Genomic DNA, 17,351 nt, shown 5'->3' on the forward strand with positions numbered 1-17,351 from the left:
AAACGTCCTTCTCAGATCTTAGTCGCCCACTCAGGATCTACTAACAAAGCTCTGCCAATAGCCACCAAATCAAACTCATTATTTTCGAATTTCTGAACCAGACCTTCTATCCCTGCGTTAGTTGCACCTTTACCTTCTGTGAATAGTGTCATAAAATCAGTATCCAAACCAATCGACCCAACCGTGATCGTTGGTTTTCCAGTAATTTGTTTAACCCAACTCGCAAGATTTAATTCAGATCTGTCGAATTCAGACTCCCAGAAACGGCGGGTGGAGCAATGAAAAATATCAACTCCAGCTTCAAGCCAAGGTTTAAGTTATTGTTCTAATTCGTTCGGATTACTAGCCAATTTAGATTACTCTTAAAACCGGACCTGCAACCCAGAATTTCAAGTAATGAGTATGTTGTAAAACCCCTCAGCTTTTAGTTAGAAACCTGTAGTGTACTGTTTAGGAACTTGTGTTTCTTTACTTAATTTTGATGCAGCTTCCAATGCCCAGTAAGGGTTTCTTAGTAACCCTCTACCTACGGCTATTAGATCACTTTCTTCATTGCCAATAACAGCATTTGCCAAAACAGGATCATCTAGTCTACCTACAGCTATCACTGGAACATCGAGGGCTTCTTTGATCCCTTTAGCCAGAGGAACCTGATAGGCAGCATGCGTTCCTGGTCTACCCCATGCAGCGATTGGTCCTTCTCCGCCGGAAGAAATATCAAACATATCTACTCCAGCTGCCTGATATTCTTTGGCAAATACGGTGCTTTCCTGAAGCCCATATCCACCATCAACATATTCTTTAGCCGAAATCCGCATCAACAGCGGCATATCTTCCGGCATTTCATCCTTCGCTGCCTTAATAATTTCTCGGCCAAACAAGGTCAGGTCTTTGCCATACTCATCATCACGTTGGTTTGTAAGCGGAGAATGGAATTGATGAATCAAATATCCGTGTGCACCATGAATTTCAATCGTATCGAATCCAGCCTTCACTGCACGAGCGACCGCACTACGGAACTTCTGAACCAGACCTTTCACCTCATCTGTAGTAAGAGCTCGAGGCGTTTTGGAATTCTCATCAAATGCAATCGCGGATGGTGCTACAGGCACTTCAGCATCCTCTGCTTTTCGACCAGCATGAGCAATTTGAATTCCCACTTTGGCACCATAGCTATGACAAGCGTCGACGATTCGCTTCAATGCTGGAATTTGTTCATCAGACCATAAACCCAAATCGAAATCTGAAATTCGGCCATCCGGTTCTACATCTGTCATTTCAATCACGATAAAACCCGTACCTCCGACTGCTCGACTTACGTAATGCATATAATGCCAATCGGTGGCAATCCCATCTTTATTAACAACCGAGTATTGACACATTGGAGACATCACAATCCTGTTCTTCAATTCCATACCTTTTAATGTATAGGGACTAAATAAATCTTTCATAAGAAAAACTCCTCTCATTTCCTGATTAATAATGCATGCGCAAGCATTTAAGTGCTATCAGATCTATTTTGTAATTTTTCATTTTATCATTTCAACCACATATAAACAGCTAAAACCTTGTTTGCGCAAAATACGCGCAGCTTTCTTCGTTTTGAAAAGCCCTTGTGACAATATGAAAACATGTTCCTCGGGATCAAGATGCTTTTTCCATACATATGGAAGGCGGCCCAAAGAAATGTTAATCGTCCCACTTCTGGGATTTGAATAAAATTCAGATGCATCCCGTAAATCCACCACTTTGTATACACGAAACTTTACTTGTAATCTCTTAAAATCTTGTTCATTAATATATTTGATATTAGACAAGGGCCAAAGCTGACGTATGGACACAAACATAACTAAAAACACAAAAGTACACATTAACCAAAACATTCTAAAACTCCTTAACTCCAAAAATACAGTATCCGTATTATTCGGTATTTGGTATCCAACCTTGAGAAGAATATATAACGTAGGATTCAAATAACTCTTTCTATTTCAGCATTTTTCCCTACCATCAAATTATTTGCAATGCATCCGCAATTGAAGAGTCACCAGCGATCAAATCAAATGCTTTTCTAAAAGTGTTCTTCTCCTTTAAAACAGTTATAATGACTCTGGCTACATCTTCACGTGGAATACTGCCCTTTTTAATATTGTCAGCAGCAAGTATCATGCCCGTACCAGGTTCATTTAAGAGAATTCCTGGTCTAATAATCGTATAATCTAAACGGCTACTTTCCAGCACTTTGTCAGCATAATGCTTCGCTGCGTAATACGGAAGAATATGATCGTGCCAATTATCTCTGTTATTCGCCTGAATGGCACTGACCATGATAAATCTTTTAATCCCTGCTTTTTCGGCAGCTTCAATCGTTTTTCCTGCTCCGTCTAAATCAATTAATAACGTTTTATCATCACCCGTTTTGCCACCAGAGCCTGCCGCAAACACAATGGCATCACAGCCCTTAGCAGCAGCCGCAATGGAATCGACTGTCCCTTCCAAATCAGCAAGTACTGTCTCGATGCCCTGTTCTTCATATGCATCTGCTTGATCTCTTTTCCGAACCATTGCCCGAACGGTATGCTCATTACTTTCTTTTAAAAATCGAATAAGCAGCTGTCCAATTTGTCCATTTGATCCCACTACAAAGACTTTCATTTTATCATTCCTTTCGGATTGAGTTGTTGCGTTTTAAAAAGTCCCTAATCGCAAACAAGACTTAATTACGTCAATTACTTTATAATATGCTGTAAATCCACCTTTTTTAATCCATTCAATGAAGCACTCTGCGATCCTTCAATTCTCGCATTGAGAATAATGACTTTGTTTGGTATAGAATAACTTTCCCCTCTCTTCAACGGCACAAAAACTAAATAATGCATGTAAATAAATATAAAAGCATGCGCATGCATATAATTTAACGAATTGAACCGCTGTTGTCAAGTTGGATTTTCCACTCTCTTTGTATAGCCCACTCATGAACTTTTAGTTCATTATATGTCTACTGGCTATCATTCAATATATTAACAACAAAAAGGCTCACTACTATCAGTGAACACTTTTAACTTACAATTAAAAAACAATTATGAAATCAAACATTACATTTTATTAAATATCGTTTGCAGCTTCGTCATCTCACCCTGCTCAAATTCCTTTTGCAGCAATTCATTAAAAGCCTTTAACGCACGCTGGAATTTATTTTCTCCCAATTCCGTAATTCTTGTATAAATTCCTCTTTTATCATCTTCGCATACATGTCTCTCCAAAGCACCACAGTCTTTTTCTTCCATTCTCACAATCAGTCGAGATGTGGCACTTTGACTTAAACCAACCATTTCTTGGATCTGCTGTAATCTTAGCTCTTTATCGTCCGTATTCGAAATAAAATATAAAACGTAAAACTCTTTCAACGACAAATCATACTGCTCTTCAAGCATTTTCTCCAATTTATCATGAATTAAATGAAAACTATTTGACAAGGAGAACCATATATTCAAGGCGTCATTATTATTGTTCAATGTTGACCCACCTTATCTAAGTATAGTATTAACGCATAGTTTATGTTATTGTACCAAGCTTCAACAAAACGGTCAAAACGGATACCATTCTTAGGTTATTAGTTATGGAAGATTGGTTACCCTATTTTCTTCATTTCACAAATGGATTTCTCCTATGTTTCACATGAACCTGTTAGTACCCCAGCAGACTTTAATGGAAGGTCTTGTTTCAACAGATAAATGCCGGAAAACCCGGCACTGCGTCCCCATCATAGCTAAGCTTAATGAGCCGTCCAATCAACCTCATCAATGTTCACCCAACCGTAGCCGCCCTGAACATATACCGTAACCAAATCCTGTTCTGCAATCGAAACGGCGGACAAGTGAATTTCCGCATATGGTTCTGAGACACCAATTGCCTGTTCCTGTACCTTTACTCCATTAACCAACACGCCTATTACTCCGCCTTCCGCATTCGTGCTTGCCATAGCCGAAAGCGAGTATTCACCTGCTGCTCGGTTAACAAAGGTCTGTGAAACACGCTGATCTATGCCTGGATCCAAGTACATCAACTTCGTACCGCTGACTGGCCGGTTCTCGGCAACTCCTGCGCCTACTGTAAACCTCCAATATTGCTGTCCTTCCTCAAATCCGCCATTCTGGAATGATTCGTGAACGGTCGTTTCCTCCTGCTTGCCTTCTCCGCTCACAACCGTGTAATTTTTGAACTTCTTGATGTGATAGCCGGATTGTTCGTCTGGGAGCGGAGCGGTGTTCGAAACAATATAGGCGGCTTCCGCATCCGATTGAAACGTAGGCTGTCCGAAACGATAACGACCAAAGGAGCGGACAAACTGAAAAGCTCCACCTGGATTTATATACTCCACCGTATCCATAAACTGCTGCGGCGAGATTTGCTCATAGAACAGTACGTAGATATACGGCATCATCACATCATCCGTCACATAAACGGTTCCTGCGGTTGCATCCGATGCATACTGAATCGCCTCCCCAAAGGACTCGTAGAACATTGGGCTGATCTGTTTCGCATAGGTAGAGAAGTATTGCCCGCAAAACAATCCGAAATAGACCGTGAAGGCGATATTCGCAACAGCCAGTGCATATTTGATGTGCTTATGCAGCCAAGCTAAGCCTGCCGCTGCCAAAAATACCGTCGGATAAAAAATAATATTGATCCGGTTAATGTTAACATCCGTAATCAGCGTCATAAGAAGCGCCGTACCGAACCATAATCCGATAATCACTGTCTCCAAGCTGAAGCTCTTAAGGAGTTTATAGGAGCCGTAAAGAATACCAATCCCGATAAACGGCAAAGCCAGCGGATACATATAACCGAACTTCGGCATCGCATTCCATAGTAAGCCGTCCGCTTGGGACAAGTACATATTCAGAAACGACTTGAAATGGCTGGCGAGCATAGCAAAGGGCTGATCATTGAAAGCCGTCGAAATCGTCTCAACTCGTGGCTCCGTAAGTCTCGGAATGGAGATGCCAAGCTTTATGGCAGACAGATCGAAGCGGTTAATAAATAGAAACAAACCTATCGGTACTGCCAGCAGCAGAAGGAGAACGCTATTCCACGCCAGCCAGCTTCGTTTGATCGTTTGTTTCACAGCTAGCAGTACCAATACGGACAGACCAAAAACCGGTACAAAAAAATAAGCTGTGCCATAAGCATACAGCGAAGCGGCTAGCGCAACTGTGAAGCCCAGCAGCCATCTCGGCTGCTGGAACGACTTGAACAGAAAATAGACAGCCAGCAGCACAAGCGTAGGGAAGATGTTCGACTCCAGCGCCCATCTGGATATCATCATTTGCCAAGGACAAATGACGATAAGGAAAGTAGCTGCAAGCACGACCTGTCTGCTGCTGAATATACGCTTCGCTATAAGGTAGAACAGTACCATGCCGAGCAGTCCGAATAACAAACTCACCATTCGAACGCTCAGCGGGTTAAGTCCAAACAAATAAATAAACGGAATCGACAAGTACGCATACAGAGCATTTTGCCCGCTTCCCCAAGCAACCAAGTGGATGGGCAGCGTCACGCCGTTACGATCCATCCCGTAGTGGAGAATCGAATAGGCCTCATAGCCAATCGATGCCTCATCCTGATTGAGTCCACCGGGTATAGCACCTGCATAAACAGCTCTGACGACAGTCCCAATGGCAAATAACAGAATCAGAAGCTTATTGGATTTAATCCATTCTATAAGACGAACCATTATTCTCGATCACCGTTTCTCAATATAATGTCAGCTTGCTTAATCGGATATAAGAAAAAGAATACAAGGGCAATAAACAGAGCGATAAATGGAATGACGCTCAGCATGGATCGTATTCCCCAGACGGCTGCGTCTATTTGCACAGCATCCTTCACATAGCCTGTACTCTCCAGAATAACGCCCAACACTACGGCCTGAAGCGAAACGCCCCATTTGACGATAAAACCGTTCATCCCGAAATACATGCCTTCTCTTCGAACGCCAGTCCGCCGCTCATCCTCATCAATGATTTCGGATAAGAGGACGTCAAGCAGCACAAGCAGCCCCGCTAGTCCGATACCGATTGCCGCTGCTGCTGCTGCTGCTGCCGCTACACTTTGTACGAATAGAAACGGAATCATAGCGAGTGCATAAACGCTAACCGCCGTAATGACCGTTTGGCGCGCACCCCACTTCTGTACCAATCTGCCCCATAAGTAAACACAAGGAATCGCAGCAATAAAGATTGCGCCTAGCAATATCGTATTGCTCTCATCTTGAGCGCCAAGCACGTATTTCGTAAAGAAGGGAATTGCAGCCGGCAGCATGGCGAAGGTGAATTGGACGAAAAAGCTGCCGATTACGAATAATACAAATGCCTTATTAGAAAACGTTAATTTCAAAGATTGTAGAAATCTGATTTCTTCTCGCTTAACGACCAGCTTCTCTTTGCTCGCTAATACCATAATAATGAAAAAAATAAGGGCAATGCCTGCGAATATGGCGCCCATTGGCCCCCAGCCCAGATTGCCGTACACGAGCGGAGGCAGTGCCACGCCGATAATCATTCCAACGATCCCGAACATTTGGCGCCAAGAGGAAACGGAAGCTCGCTCCTTCATCGTCGTGAACATTTCTGGAAACAATGAGGAATAATTGAGTACAACCATGACGAACAAAATATCATAAAGCAGAATGATCGTGAGGAAATACCAAAATAGTGCCATGCCTGTTCCAACGGGAAACCATATAGCTGTAAACAGAGCAGCGAGCGGTACCATGCCGAACAGCATGTAAGGAATACGTCTTCCGAAACGGCTGCTCGTCCGATCAGAAAGATGACCAAACAACGGATTCAATACTGCATTCACGATGCCGTGAATGACCATAGCCGCGCTTATGAGTGTTGGCTTCACACCAAGCACATCGACATAATAGAAGACGATGTAGGAGGCGAAAGCCTGTGCGATTAGGTTTACCGATAAATTGCCCGAGCTGTAACCCAATTTCGATTTGAAACTTGTACTTGCCATTCACAACACGCCCCCGGATACGATGAAAGTCTATTATTTAATAACACCAATAACTCTCTCATCTTACCGTATAAACCCTTTTTATTCCATTAATAACTTTCAACCCTATTTCAGCGGTTTTATCATCCGGATATAGCGGCAGCCGCTTACTTCTATAAAACCATCTTCTATGAAATCCAGCTTTTTGTATAGAGCCTGAGCTCGATCATTGTTCGGCTCAACAATGAGTGAGAGCCTCTCCCAGCCTTGCTCCAATCCTTTCTCCTCGTAAGCAGCAATCAACGCTTTCGCTATCCCCTGTCCTTGATAACGCTCATCAACTGCGATTGAATCCAAATAATAATCTCCTGCTCTCGCTTCAACGACAATGGTCTCACCTGCGCGCGGCGTAAAGGGCAGATCCAGCGCCATAGCCCCATCACCCGCATAGCTGAGCAGCATGCCTGCAACTCCATCATGCCGCCTGTCTACGATCACATGCTTATAGCTAATCCGATTGTCTTCACGCACATAAAAGCCTGACAGGATGCGTGCAGCCTCTGTCCAATCATCCGTGCCTGCCAGCGTATAGGCGATATGGCCGATTGCAGCGAGCAGTAAAGGCATAACCTCTTCTACGTCTTCCTTATGGGCAGATTCTATCATGTGACATCCCTCATTCTGATTTAGGTTCTGTTATAATAAAATGAATATAATTACTGAAGGTGATGAAGCAATGGGCAATAACTATTATACATTTCCTATCGGGGTCAAGAACAGCGAGGTTCCTTTTGCCCTCACCGCCGAGACAGAGACGAGCCGACAGCTTGTAACGGGCGACGAACAGGATTCTAGCTTTTTTCGCTCATTGGAGCAATTCGGCATTTCGCTCAATAGACCGCAGCTTGCTGCCGTCCGGCATAACCAAGGTCCAGCGCTTACCCTTGCAGGGGCTGGATCGGGCAAAACTTCCGTACTCGTATGCCGGACTGCGTATCTGCTTTCCGTGAGGCGAGTACAGCCGCAGCATATTTTATTGATGACCTTCTCCAAAAAAGCAGCAGACGAAATGCGCAGCCGCATACGCTCGCTGCCTGGGCTTAGCCCGCAAGCGGCAAGCGGCGTTGAAGCGCGCACCTTCCACTCATTCTGCCTGCAGCTTCTAAGAGGCCGCGGCTATAAGCAGGGCATACTGGGCGAAACCGGGCAAAAGCATATTTTCTTCAAAAGGCTAATGCGCGAGCTGCTGCTGCAGAACGAATACGAGCCCGAGACGCTGCTTGCCCAGCTATCGGCTATCAAACTGCAAATGGTTAATGTCAGCGACCTGCCCTCTTCAACGACAGAGGAACGCGAGCTTAAGCTGCTGTTCACGCGCTATGAGCAGTGGAAGAAGGATATGGATAAGCTTGACTATGACGATCTGCTTCTAGAGGCTTACAAGCTGCTCAAGGAAGACAAGCCACTGCTCGCCATGCTGCAGAGCCGCTTCCACTATGTCATGATCGATGAATTCCAAGACACGAATCAAGTGCAATACGTACTCGTTCAGATGCTTGCGGACAAGCACCGCAACCTTATGGTTGTTGGCGATGACGACCAGACGATCTATTCCTTCAATGGCGCTAAAAATGATTACATATTGAACTTCGAGCATCAATACAGCGGAGCTGTCACCTATATCTTAGATATCAATTACCGTTCCACAAGCACGATTGTCGGGCTTGGCAACGCGATTATTCAATATAACAAGCTGCGTAAAGAGAAGACGCTGCTGGCGGTAAAGCCTAAGGGAGTTAACCCTGCCTATGCCCGCCTTAAGTCCACGCAGGACGAAGCCATTCTCATCGCGGATACCATTTCGGAGCAGGTGAACGCGGGCAAGCGCTCTTTTGGCGACTTTGCCGTTCTATTCCGTACGGCGAGCAGCAGCCGCGCGCTTATTGAGCTGCTTCTGACAAAGGAGCTTCCGTTCATCGATTACGGAGATGGGCAGCTCTTCTATGACCAATGGGCGATTAAACCGCTGCTTGCACACTTGAGACTCGCGCAAGACCGACGTAACTTCGATGCCATGGAGACGCTGCTTCCCACGCTGTACGTCAACCGCGAGCAGGCGATGGCGTTTATATGGAACCAGGACAAGCAAAGGGCAAAGAAATGGCCTCTTATTCACTTACTTGAATTCCCGCAACTGAAGGAATTCCAGAAGGACAAGATCAAAGAGCGGATCAAGCTGATCAAATCATTGTCCGACATCAAGCCTACTGCGGCTATTATGCAGCTTCGCCAAGCCTTTTATGACCAATTTCTTGAAACAAGCAAAAAACATGAAATGACTGAGCACAAAGAAGGTTTGAAGGAAGTGCTCGATGAATTCGAAGCTGCCGCCGGTACATACGACACCATCGAACAATTTCTGGCCTACATTGATGATATAACGGATAAGCATGCTGCCGTGCAGAAGCTCCAGAAGCACGAGCATAACCGAAGTGCGATTTCGCTAATGTCGATCCACAAATCGAAGGGGCTCGAATTTCCTGTCGTGTTCGTGATCGGTGCCTCGGAGGGCATCCTTCCGCATAGCTCCGCGCTGGCCGCCGATAAACATAGTGATCGAAGCTCCATCCAGACTGGCGAGGATGCTTTAGTCGAGGCGCTGGAGGAGGAACGACGACTTGCATACGTTGCTGTCACTCGTGCGGAGGAGGAGCTCTACATAAGCTCTCCTGCACTTTATAGAGGAAAACCTGCAGAATTATCACGATTCATCCGTTCTGCTTTCATGAAAGGCGAGGATCATGACAGTGATTCCGAGTCCGTGCTATCATGGCTTTGCTCAAGCTCCACTTGCCAGGTATGGCAGCGCATCATCACCTATGAGGATTCGCAGGCTGAGTCGCGTTCATGCCCGCTCTGCGAAGCGCCCATGGAGCAAGGAACGAAGATTATACCGAAGAAAAAGAAATAAGGAGAGGCGATCGCAGCATGAGTACAATAAACAAGCAACTACTCCCCTATCTCAAACTGGCGGATGCAGTCATCATTACCGATAGCAAACATATCATTATTGCCGTGAATACTCCTTACGAGAAAATTACAGGCTTTGCCTCTTCCGAGATTGTCGGGAAGAAAGCAAGTATTCTGCGAACCTCCTACACACCAAAAGAAACGCATGAGCAAATGAAGAGTACGCTCGGCCTTGGCTTATCATGGTCTGGCGTGTTTACGAATTGTCGCAAAGACGGCAGTATTTATCATTCATCCATTACAATAACCGTGTTGGAAGTTGATGAGAATATTTATTATATCGGCCTATTCCGTGAACTTGAGCAGCTAAAGAGCGGCTTTTATTTGCCCGAGGAGCGCATCGGTTCCATTCAGAGCTCCATGCTTAAAGTGCTTGCCATATCATGCGAAATACGAGATCCGGGTATCGAGCAGCACCTCGTGCGCGTTCGAGAGCTTACGGAACGGCTGACCAACTTCCACAATGAACGACTTCAATTGTACTGGACAACGGAGTTCATCCATCGAATAACGAGTGCAAGCATACTTCATGATATCGGCAAATCGGGCATACCCGAGGGCATTCTATACAAACCCGGTCCCTTGGCTCATTACGAGCGGCAGATCGTGGAGATGCACACCCAAATCGGTGTCGATATCATTGATAAAATCTATACTGAGCTGAATGATGATCTTTTCCACCAGGAACTGGAGATGGGCAAAAACATCATTCTCTATCATCATGAAAGATGGGATGGCAGCGGCTATCCGCATCAGCTGTCAGGCGTGGATATACCGATAGAGGCCAGAATCGTCAGCGTTGTGGATGTATTCGATGCACTTACCAGTATTCGTCCTTACAAAGAAAAATGGACCGAGCAGCGCGCTATTGCCTATATCAGCGAGCAGCGCGGCATCCAATTCGACCCGGAGCTGGTCGATTCATTCCTTGCACTCATCCATAATGATATTGAATAAGTAAAAGAAGCGTCAGCCCTCCGCATGGAATTATGCCGGGGCTGGCGCTTTTTATATGTATGCTATACCTACGCATCCAATAAAAAAAGCCGTTCACTCCGCTAAACTAGCTACTGAATGAACGACTTTTGGGTGCTACGAAGTTGATAATAGCCTTATAGGGCAGGAGCAGTGAAAGAACGTCCCGCAAACTCGGCATCGAGCATATAGAACGCGTTGCTGTCTTTATCAATACGTTTCAACTTATGGATAATGTTATCAAAGAGCGCTTCTTCTTCAACCTGCTCATCAATAAACCATTTGAGGAAGTTGATTGTCGCATGCTCACGATCGCTGATCGCAAGATCAGACAAATTGTAAAAACGTTTCGTATTCTGCTGTTCATGGCCATAGCCTTGCTCGAATGTGTCCAGAATGGACGCATAGTCGTTATTTGGCTCACCAAGCGCCGAAATCGTGGCACGACGGCCGCGGTCATTCAGAAACTTGTATATTTTCATTGCGTGAAAACGTTCTTCCTCAGCTTGAACGATAAAGAAGTTTGCAAATCCGTCAAGACTTTCGCCAGAACAGTATGCTGCCATTGCAAGATACACATGCGCTGAATAAAACTCAAAATTCATCTGTTCGTTTAATGCTTCTGTTAGTCCATCATTCATGCTCATGCACCTCAACTTTCCTAGATTGTACTTATTCTAACATAAAAATAAAGAACGGCAAATGCCGTTCTTGTAAATGTATCCAACTATAACGTTTATCCAATCATTTTCTTCAATCGTTTGTATAGCTTCTCTGCCGACGGCGCGCTTACCGTCTTCGACTTAATGACGACAAAGCATTCCAGCTTGCATGTTTTGCAATCGCCAAGACAATCGCTTTTCTTTTGCTTAATGTCTGGATATCGGCTCTTCATCGCCTTAAAAATCGGCTCTGAACCGTTCTTTAAATTCCGTTTGCAATACTTGATCTTCTTCAACCGATTCACCCCGCAGCGCAACGAAGGATTTGCTTACTACTTGATGATAATGATTATCATCCGCGTTGTCAACTGCGATTTTTTAGAACCTCCAGCCCTTTTAACAGCTGGCTGTCTTCTTTGGCAAGCTTCTCTCTAAGTCTCTCCAGCAGCTTGTAGCCTGTCTTGTCATTAAAGCTGCTCGTTGCTTCAAGCTTCTCTGCAATTTGGAATTTGCGAAGCGCCTCTGCCGTGTCCTGATCGAACAATCCTTCTTGTCCGATTGGTGAATAGCCCAGTTCCTTCAGCATTTGCTGAAGCGTTTTGACATCTTCTCCGTAGCTGCCCAGCTTCATTTCGGTACCGATGGCAAGCGGGCGCAGCTGCGTGTATGCCGGAAGCTCCACTGCGTAATCAGGCGATACTCCTGTTTTGTTAATCCAAGTGCCTCCAGGCGTCTTCCATTGTGCTTCGGTTAAGCTCAGAACAGATCCATCCTTAAATTGGTTAAAAGCTTGCACCACGCCTTTGCCATAGGTTTTCTGTCCAATTACCGCTACACCTGCAGACTCCTTCAATGCAGCGGTGAGCACCTCGCTCGCGCTCGCAGATTGTCCATTCACCAATACGGCAATCGGAACGGTCCATTCCTTCTCTTGCTTCGATTTGTAGGCGATCGTTTTCCGTTCATCTTTGTAAACCACGTTCAGTATAATCTTATCCTTAGGAATCAGCATGCTTGCAATCTTAATGGTAGGCTGAAGCAGACCACCCGGATTGGAGCGCATATCGAGCAGCAGTCCTTTTAGTGGTGCCTTCTCCTGAAGCTCCTTAATAGCGGCTTCGAACTCATCAGCCGTCTTCTCAGCGAACCTGCTTATCGTAACATGCCCAATGCCCCCCTCCAGCAGTTCAGACGTTACGGTATGCACAGGTATCGCTTCCCGCTTCAGCGTAAGGGCAATAAGCTCTGTTTGGTTCGCTCGCTGAATTTGAAGGGAAACCTCTGTTCCTTCATCTCCCCGAACCAAGCCTAACAGCTCATCGAAGGTTTTACCGCTCAGCTTCTGGTTATCTACGGAAACAATAATATCTCCCGGGAGCAAACCGCCGCGTTCGGCAGGCGCCCCTTTCGTGAGAACCGAAATGACGAACTCGCCTTCCTCTTCACGCAGCTCCACACCGATTCCAAAAATTTCACCTTGATACGATTGCGTATAAGCATCGCCTTTCTCTTCTACCAGATAACGTGAATAGGGGTCTTCAAGTGAGCTGACCATACCGACAGCCGCCCCGTTAATAAGTGCTTTCGGTTCTGCACCGTTCAAATAATCGTTTAAAATTTTGTTATAGGTCACCGTGAATGGCTTGAAGGCAGGCTCCTTGATCATCGGATAGCGATGGCCCATCCAGAATAAGCCTAAAGAAAAGCCAATAGCCGTGAATAAAACAGCTCCAAGTACGCAAAAGGATAGAAATCGTTGTTTTGCTGCCGCTGATGTGAAATCGTTCATCTGTTCATCTCCTTGAAAAGTTTTACGAAGTAAAACTTACTTCGTAAGCATAGACCTAGTTTTGTGAAGCAAAACTTACTTCGAAAGCATACGCTTAGTTTTACGAAGTAAAACTTACTTCGTAAGCATAGACCTAGTTTTGTGAAGCAAAACTTACTTCGAATGCATAAGCTCCGTCTTGTATGTATGGACTATTTTAGCTACAATCAACCTATTCTTATATAAAGAGCTGGAGAGGAGCTTTACCGCTAGTATGTATAAACTTATCGCAATTGATGTTGACGACACGTTATTAACGGATGACCTAACCGTGACCGAGGGAACGAAGCGCGCTATGGAGGCTGCAATTGCGCAAGGCGTGACGGTTACGCTGGCAACTGGCCGCATGTTTGCTTCCGCTCAAAAGATCGCTAAACAAATCGAGCTCAATGTTCCTATTATTACCTATCAGGGAGCACTCGTCAAAACGCTGTTAGACGGACAAGTACTGTATGAGCGCAACGTCCCCATCGATGCAGCCAAGCAGATTCATGCATACGCCGAGAAGCACGGCCTTCATTTGCAGCTTTACGTTGCCGATGAGCTATATGGAACAGAGGATAACGACAAAATCAAAGCCTATTCCAAGCTCTCGAACATTCCGTACAAAATAGAACCTGACTTCAATAAGCTTCTCGATTTTCCGATGAACAAAATGCTCATGATCGACGACCCCGCTCGTCTTGATCAGATCGCTGAGGAACTGAAGCTGCTGGTTGGCGACCGCGTGCATATTACCAAATCAAAGGCTCATTATTTGGAATTCATGCATAAGGAAGGCACGAAAGGACATGCCCTCACCTTTATGGCTGAGCATCTGGGCTGCACGATGGAGCAGACGATCGCTCTTGGAGATGCCTGGAATGACAATGAGATGATACTTGCAGCCGGCCTTGGCGTAGCGATGGGCAACGCCATTCAATCGCTCAAGGATATCGCCGACTATGTTACGCTGTCCAATAATGAAGAAGGCGTTCGTCATGTTATTGAGAAGTTTGTGCTGCAAGCTGCTAACGAATAGTGCAAAGAGGTGACAGCTTCATGCAATGCCCGCTTTGCAACGAAGTTCCAGATTGCGCAGTAGAGGCAGGGCGAGAAGCGGGGAGCTGCTGGTGCGTTCAGCGTGTTTTTCCAAACGCCTTGCTGGACAGCGTGCCTGCCGAGCTCAAACATAAAGCTTGTATTTGCCAAAAATGTGTAGATCAATGGTATCGCGACAATGAATAAAGGCTGTTCGTGGTAGAATGCCGCGAACAGCCTTTTACTTATTTGGCGAGCCTGAGCGGAGCGAAAAACCGCTGCTCCACAGCGCTCGCGGATAAAGGCTTGCTGAAGTAGTAGCCTTGGATTTTGGGGCAGGATTGATCCGTCAAAATATCCAGCTGATCCTTCGTTTCAATGCCCTCTGCGATAACCTCCATATTCAAATGCTGAGCCATTGCAATGATCGTTGAGACAATTGCTTTATCATTATTGTTGTCCTTAATGTCCTGAATGAAAGAACGGTCAATCTTCACCTTGTGGATAGGGAACATCTTCAGGTAGCTGAGGGAGCTGTAGCCTGTTCCGAAGTCGTCGAGACTAATTCGAATTCCGTTTTCATTCAACTGATTCAGAATGCTGCTGGAGATCGATGCATCCATCATCATGCTCTCTGTTATTTCAAGCTCAAGGAACTCCGGCTTCAGGCCCGTTTCCTCTAATATGTGCATGATATATTCCGCTAGCTTGGGCTGATGAAATTGCTGAGAAGACAGGTTGACAGCAATCGGGATGAGAGGGCCGCCTTCATCATGCCATCTCTTCATTTGCTGACAGGCTTCCCGGAGCACCCACGTGCCCAGTTCATAAATAAAGCCCGTCTCTTCTGCAATTGGAATAAAGAGGCCTGGAGACAATAGCCCTTTGGAGGAATGCTCCCAACGTACGAGCGCCTCTATGCCGATCATCGCATGATCTTCCGTTCGAATCTGCGGCTGGTAATGCAGCAGCAGTTCGCCTCGCTCGATTGATCTTCTAAGATCACTCTCTAATTCCATCTTCTCGAGCAACTGCTGATCCAGATCGTTCGAGAACAACCGATAGTCGTTTTTACCTTTTCTCTTCACCTCGTACATAGCAGTATCCGCATTTTTCAACAGCAGAACAGCATCTTGTCCATGGATCGGGAATAAAGAGATGCCAATACTCGCTGAGACATAGAAATCACTATCTTTCAATCGATATGGAGCTTGAATTCCGCTAATAATCTCCTTAGCCAGCAGCTTCACTTCCTCCAGATCATCGTAATCTCTGCACAAAAGCGTAAACTCGTCTCCACCTACGCGAGCAAGCATCGCATTGCGCGGCACGGCTGCGTGCTGTATACGCTTGCTGACCTCTTGCAGAAATTGGTCACCTACCATATGGCCAAGCGAATCATTAATCATTTTGAATCGATCAATATCGAGAACCATCACCGCAAATGGCTTCTGTGTACTGTTGCTCGTGGACACCGCTTCTGATATCGCTTGATTAAACATCCGACGATTAGGCAAACCTGTCAACTCGTCATGGAAGGCTAGATGGTTAATCCTCTGCTTGGCTTGCTTCTCTTCGGTTATATCCTTAAAAATAATATAACTGCCTACAACTCTCCCATCCACAACGACTGGAACATTCGAAACGTTGAGCTCCAGCCTTTTTCCATCCAACCTAATAATGGAGGTATCATGATTCAATGTCTCGCCCTTGAAGGAGCGTTGGAACATCTGCTTCACGCGTTCCCTATCTTCAAAAACGATAATGTCATTCAGCTCAGTAATAGATTGGTTGATGACCTCTTTGCTGCTGAAGCCTGTTATTCGGAGAGCTTTCGGGTTATGGCTGATCACTTTGAGGTCCAAATCGACAGAGACAATGCCATCCTGGCTGTTCTCATACAGCGACTTGTACCATTTCTCATTCTGCTCCAGTTCCGAATCCTTGCGCGCAAGCCTCTTAGCGATGTAGATACCGAATAAAGACAGCCCCAACGTAAAAAAGATGCCCCCCGCGATAAAATAGGCTAGCCAATTCTGGTTCAGTGTTACACCGTAGAATAGAGCAGGTTTACTGTTGTTATGAAAATTCGCAGCCATCATTCCTGTATAATGCATGCCGGCGATTGCCATGCCCATTATCGCACCGCTTCCAATCTTCTTCCAAAAACCACCTTTTCGATCACCCCTCCGAAAATAGAACGACAGCCAAAGCGCAGCAATAGATGCGCCGAACGCAATCACAATAGAGACAATAAATATAATCGGACTATAGGTTATCGGAACAAGCATCGCAGCCATTCCGACGTAATGCATAATGGATATTCCAGTTGCAAGCAGCACCGATCCAATGATCAACTGTCCGCTCGTCAACTCGCTTCTTCCCACGACAAACAAGGCAACAAACGCTGCCCCAATCGCTGCAAGAACCGAAAGCAGTACGATAACCAGGTCATACTCAATGGCAATCGGAAGCCTGAATGCGAGCATGCCGACAAAGTGCATCGACCATATTCCCATTCCCATTGAAACAGCTCCAAACACCAGCCATCTCAACCGCATCGTTCCTTCGGAGACACTTACCCGTCCCGCTAAATCAAGAGCAGTATAAGAGGCCATCACTGCTATCATATACGAGAAAAATACTAATAATTGATTGTACGATCCGTGAATATGCTCCATGTTATCCCCTCGATCCTGTGTAAAATAATATTATGTAAGAGCATCTCTCTATTATACAATATGCAAATCTAAATATTTAATTAAAAATAGAATAGTTATAGCCAGTTCGCTAGTAGGCAACAATCTACGAGCCCTACATAAAAAGGA

General features: G+C 45.4%; 15 protein-coding genes and 1 pseudogene. 4 read left to right on the forward strand and 12 right to left on the reverse strand.

Annotated features, from left to right (window positions below; all coding sequences use genetic code 11):
* Nucleotides 1–11: 11 nt before the first annotated feature.
* The 8 genes and pseudogenes from FGT79_RS10995 to FGT79_RS11030 form a co-directional block, all read right to left on the reverse strand.
* Nucleotides 12–356 (reverse strand): annotated as a pseudogene (locus FGT79_RS10995) (12-oxophytodienoate reductase); the annotation flags it as partial.
* A 72-nt stretch (nt 357–428) separates the two neighbouring features.
* Entirely contained in the window at nt 429–1,451 is a 1,023-nt protein-coding gene (locus tag FGT79_RS11000; RefSeq protein ID WP_138752693.1) for an NADH:flavin oxidoreductase/NADH oxidase, read from the reverse strand.
* 78 nt (nt 1,452–1,529) lie between these two features.
* Entirely contained in the window at nt 1,530–1,883 is a 354-nt protein-coding gene (locus FGT79_RS11005; protein WP_138752694.1) for a rhodanese-like domain-containing protein, read from the reverse strand.
* Between the two features lie 124 nt (nt 1,884–2,007).
* Entirely contained in the window at nt 2,008–2,652 is a 645-nt protein-coding gene (locus tag FGT79_RS11010; RefSeq protein WP_138752695.1) for an SDR family oxidoreductase, read from the reverse strand.
* Nucleotides 2,653–3,092: 440 nt separating this feature from the next.
* Nucleotides 3,093–3,512, reverse strand: coding sequence for a MarR family winged helix-turn-helix transcriptional regulator (locus tag FGT79_RS11015; RefSeq protein WP_138752696.1), 420 nt, complete (start codon nt 3,510–3,512; stop codon nt 3,093–3,095).
* A 260-nt stretch (nt 3,513–3,772) separates the two neighbouring features.
* Nucleotides 3,773–5,737, reverse strand: a complete 1,965-nt coding sequence (locus FGT79_RS11020; protein ID WP_138752697.1) for an ArnT family glycosyltransferase — start codon at nt 5,735–5,737, stop codon at nt 3,773–3,775.
* Complete coding sequence (locus FGT79_RS11025) at nt 5,737–7,029, reverse strand: MFS transporter (protein WP_138752698.1); 1,293 nt, start codon at nt 7,027–7,029, stop codon at nt 5,737–5,739. The genes FGT79_RS11020 and FGT79_RS11025 overlap by 1 nt, the downstream gene beginning before the upstream one ends.
* Before the next feature lie 105 nt (nt 7,030–7,134).
* Nucleotides 7,135–7,674 carry a GNAT family N-acetyltransferase gene (locus FGT79_RS11030; RefSeq protein WP_138752699.1) on the reverse strand — a complete coding sequence of 180 codons (540 nt, stop codon included), beginning with the start codon at nt 7,672–7,674 and terminating at the stop codon, nt 7,135–7,137.
* Nucleotides 7,675–7,744: 70 nt separating this feature from the next.
* On the opposite strand from FGT79_RS11030, the gene FGT79_RS11035 reads away from it, so the two are divergent.
* Nucleotides 7,745–9,979, forward strand: a complete 2,235-nt coding sequence (locus FGT79_RS11035; RefSeq protein WP_138752700.1) for a UvrD-helicase domain-containing protein — start codon at nt 7,745–7,747, stop codon at nt 9,977–9,979.
* 17 nt (nt 9,980–9,996) lie between these two features.
* Nucleotides 9,997–10,995: an HD domain-containing phosphohydrolase gene (locus FGT79_RS11040; protein WP_138752701.1), complete on the forward strand. Its 999-nt coding sequence runs from the start codon at nt 9,997–9,999 to the stop codon at nt 10,993–10,995.
* Between the two features lie 155 nt (nt 10,996–11,150).
* On the opposite strand, the gene FGT79_RS11045 is transcribed toward FGT79_RS11040, so the two are convergent.
* From FGT79_RS11045 to FGT79_RS11055, 3 genes are all read right to left on the reverse strand, one after another.
* Entirely contained in the window at nt 11,151–11,654 is a 504-nt protein-coding gene (locus FGT79_RS11045; protein WP_138753044.1) for a ferritin, read from the reverse strand.
* A 95-nt stretch (nt 11,655–11,749) separates the two neighbouring features.
* Complete coding sequence (locus FGT79_RS11050) at nt 11,750–11,971, reverse strand: DUF1450 domain-containing protein (RefSeq protein ID WP_138752702.1); 222 nt, start codon at nt 11,969–11,971, stop codon at nt 11,750–11,752.
* 68 nt (nt 11,972–12,039) lie between these two features.
* Entirely contained in the window at nt 12,040–13,464 is a 1,425-nt protein-coding gene (locus tag FGT79_RS11055; RefSeq protein WP_138752703.1) for a S41 family peptidase, read from the reverse strand.
* A gap of 253 nt (nt 13,465–13,717) precedes the next feature.
* Between FGT79_RS11055 and FGT79_RS11060 the strand changes: the two genes are divergently transcribed.
* Entirely contained in the window at nt 13,718–14,524 is an 807-nt protein-coding gene (locus tag FGT79_RS11060; RefSeq protein ID WP_138752704.1) for a Cof-type HAD-IIB family hydrolase, read from the forward strand.
* 20 nt (nt 14,525–14,544) lie between these two features.
* A complete protein-coding gene (locus tag FGT79_RS11065) occupies nt 14,545–14,730 on the forward strand; it encodes a cysteine-rich CWC family protein (protein WP_138752705.1) in 186 nt (61 codons plus the stop codon).
* Nucleotides 14,731–14,768: 38 nt separating this feature from the next.
* Here FGT79_RS11065 and FGT79_RS11070 read toward each other — a convergent pair whose 3' ends face one another.
* Nucleotides 14,769–17,204 (reverse strand): EAL domain-containing protein, encoded by a 2,436-nt coding sequence (locus FGT79_RS11070; RefSeq protein ID WP_138752706.1) that lies wholly within the window; start codon nt 17,202–17,204, stop codon nt 14,769–14,771.
* Nucleotides 17,205–17,351: the final 147 nt, after the last annotated feature.

This window comes from Paenibacillus sinopodophylli, assembly GCF_005930355.1.
Taxonomy (GTDB): Bacteria; Bacillota; Bacilli; order Paenibacillales; family Paenibacillaceae; genus Pristimantibacillus; species Pristimantibacillus sinopodophylli.

What these genes read in the sequence shown, in the direction of transcription:
- FGT79_RS11030 (WP_138752699.1), bottom strand. Translation starts at nt 7,674, where the DNA reads ATGATAGAATCTGCCCATAAGGAAGACGTAGAAGAGGTTATGCCTTTA.
- FGT79_RS11060 (WP_138752704.1), top strand. Translation starts at nt 13,718, where the DNA reads ATGTATAAACTTATCGCAATTGATGTTGACGACACGTTATTAACGGAT.
- FGT79_RS11000 (WP_138752693.1), bottom strand. Translation starts at nt 1,451, where the DNA reads ATGAAAGATTTATTTAGTCCCTATACATTAAAAGGTATGGAATTGAAG.
- FGT79_RS11045 (WP_138753044.1), bottom strand. Translation starts at nt 11,654, where the DNA reads ATGAATGATGGACTAACAGAAGCATTAAACGAACAGATGAATTTTGAG.
- FGT79_RS11070 (WP_138752706.1), bottom strand. Translation starts at nt 17,204, where the DNA reads ATGGAGCATATTCACGGATCGTACAATCAATTATTAGTATTTTTCTCG.
- FGT79_RS11055 (WP_138752703.1), bottom strand. Translation starts at nt 13,464, where the DNA reads ATGAACGATTTCACATCAGCGGCAGCAAAACAACGATTTCTATCCTTT.
- FGT79_RS11025 (WP_138752698.1), bottom strand. Translation starts at nt 7,029, where the DNA reads ATGGCAAGTACAAGTTTCAAATCGAAATTGGGTTACAGCTCGGGCAAT.
- FGT79_RS11020 (WP_138752697.1), bottom strand. Translation starts at nt 5,737, where the DNA reads ATGGTTCGTCTTATAGAATGGATTAAATCCAATAAGCTTCTGATTCTG.
- FGT79_RS11035 (WP_138752700.1), top strand. Translation starts at nt 7,745, where the DNA reads ATGGGCAATAACTATTATACATTTCCTATCGGGGTCAAGAACAGCGAG.
- FGT79_RS11040 (WP_138752701.1), top strand. Translation starts at nt 9,997, where the DNA reads ATGAGTACAATAAACAAGCAACTACTCCCCTATCTCAAACTGGCGGAT.
- FGT79_RS11065 (WP_138752705.1), top strand. Translation starts at nt 14,545, where the DNA reads ATGCAATGCCCGCTTTGCAACGAAGTTCCAGATTGCGCAGTAGAGGCA.
- FGT79_RS11005 (WP_138752694.1), bottom strand. Translation starts at nt 1,883, where the DNA reads ATGTTTTGGTTAATGTGTACTTTTGTGTTTTTAGTTATGTTTGTGTCC.
- FGT79_RS11010 (WP_138752695.1), bottom strand. Translation starts at nt 2,652, where the DNA reads ATGAAAGTCTTTGTAGTGGGATCAAATGGACAAATTGGACAGCTGCTT.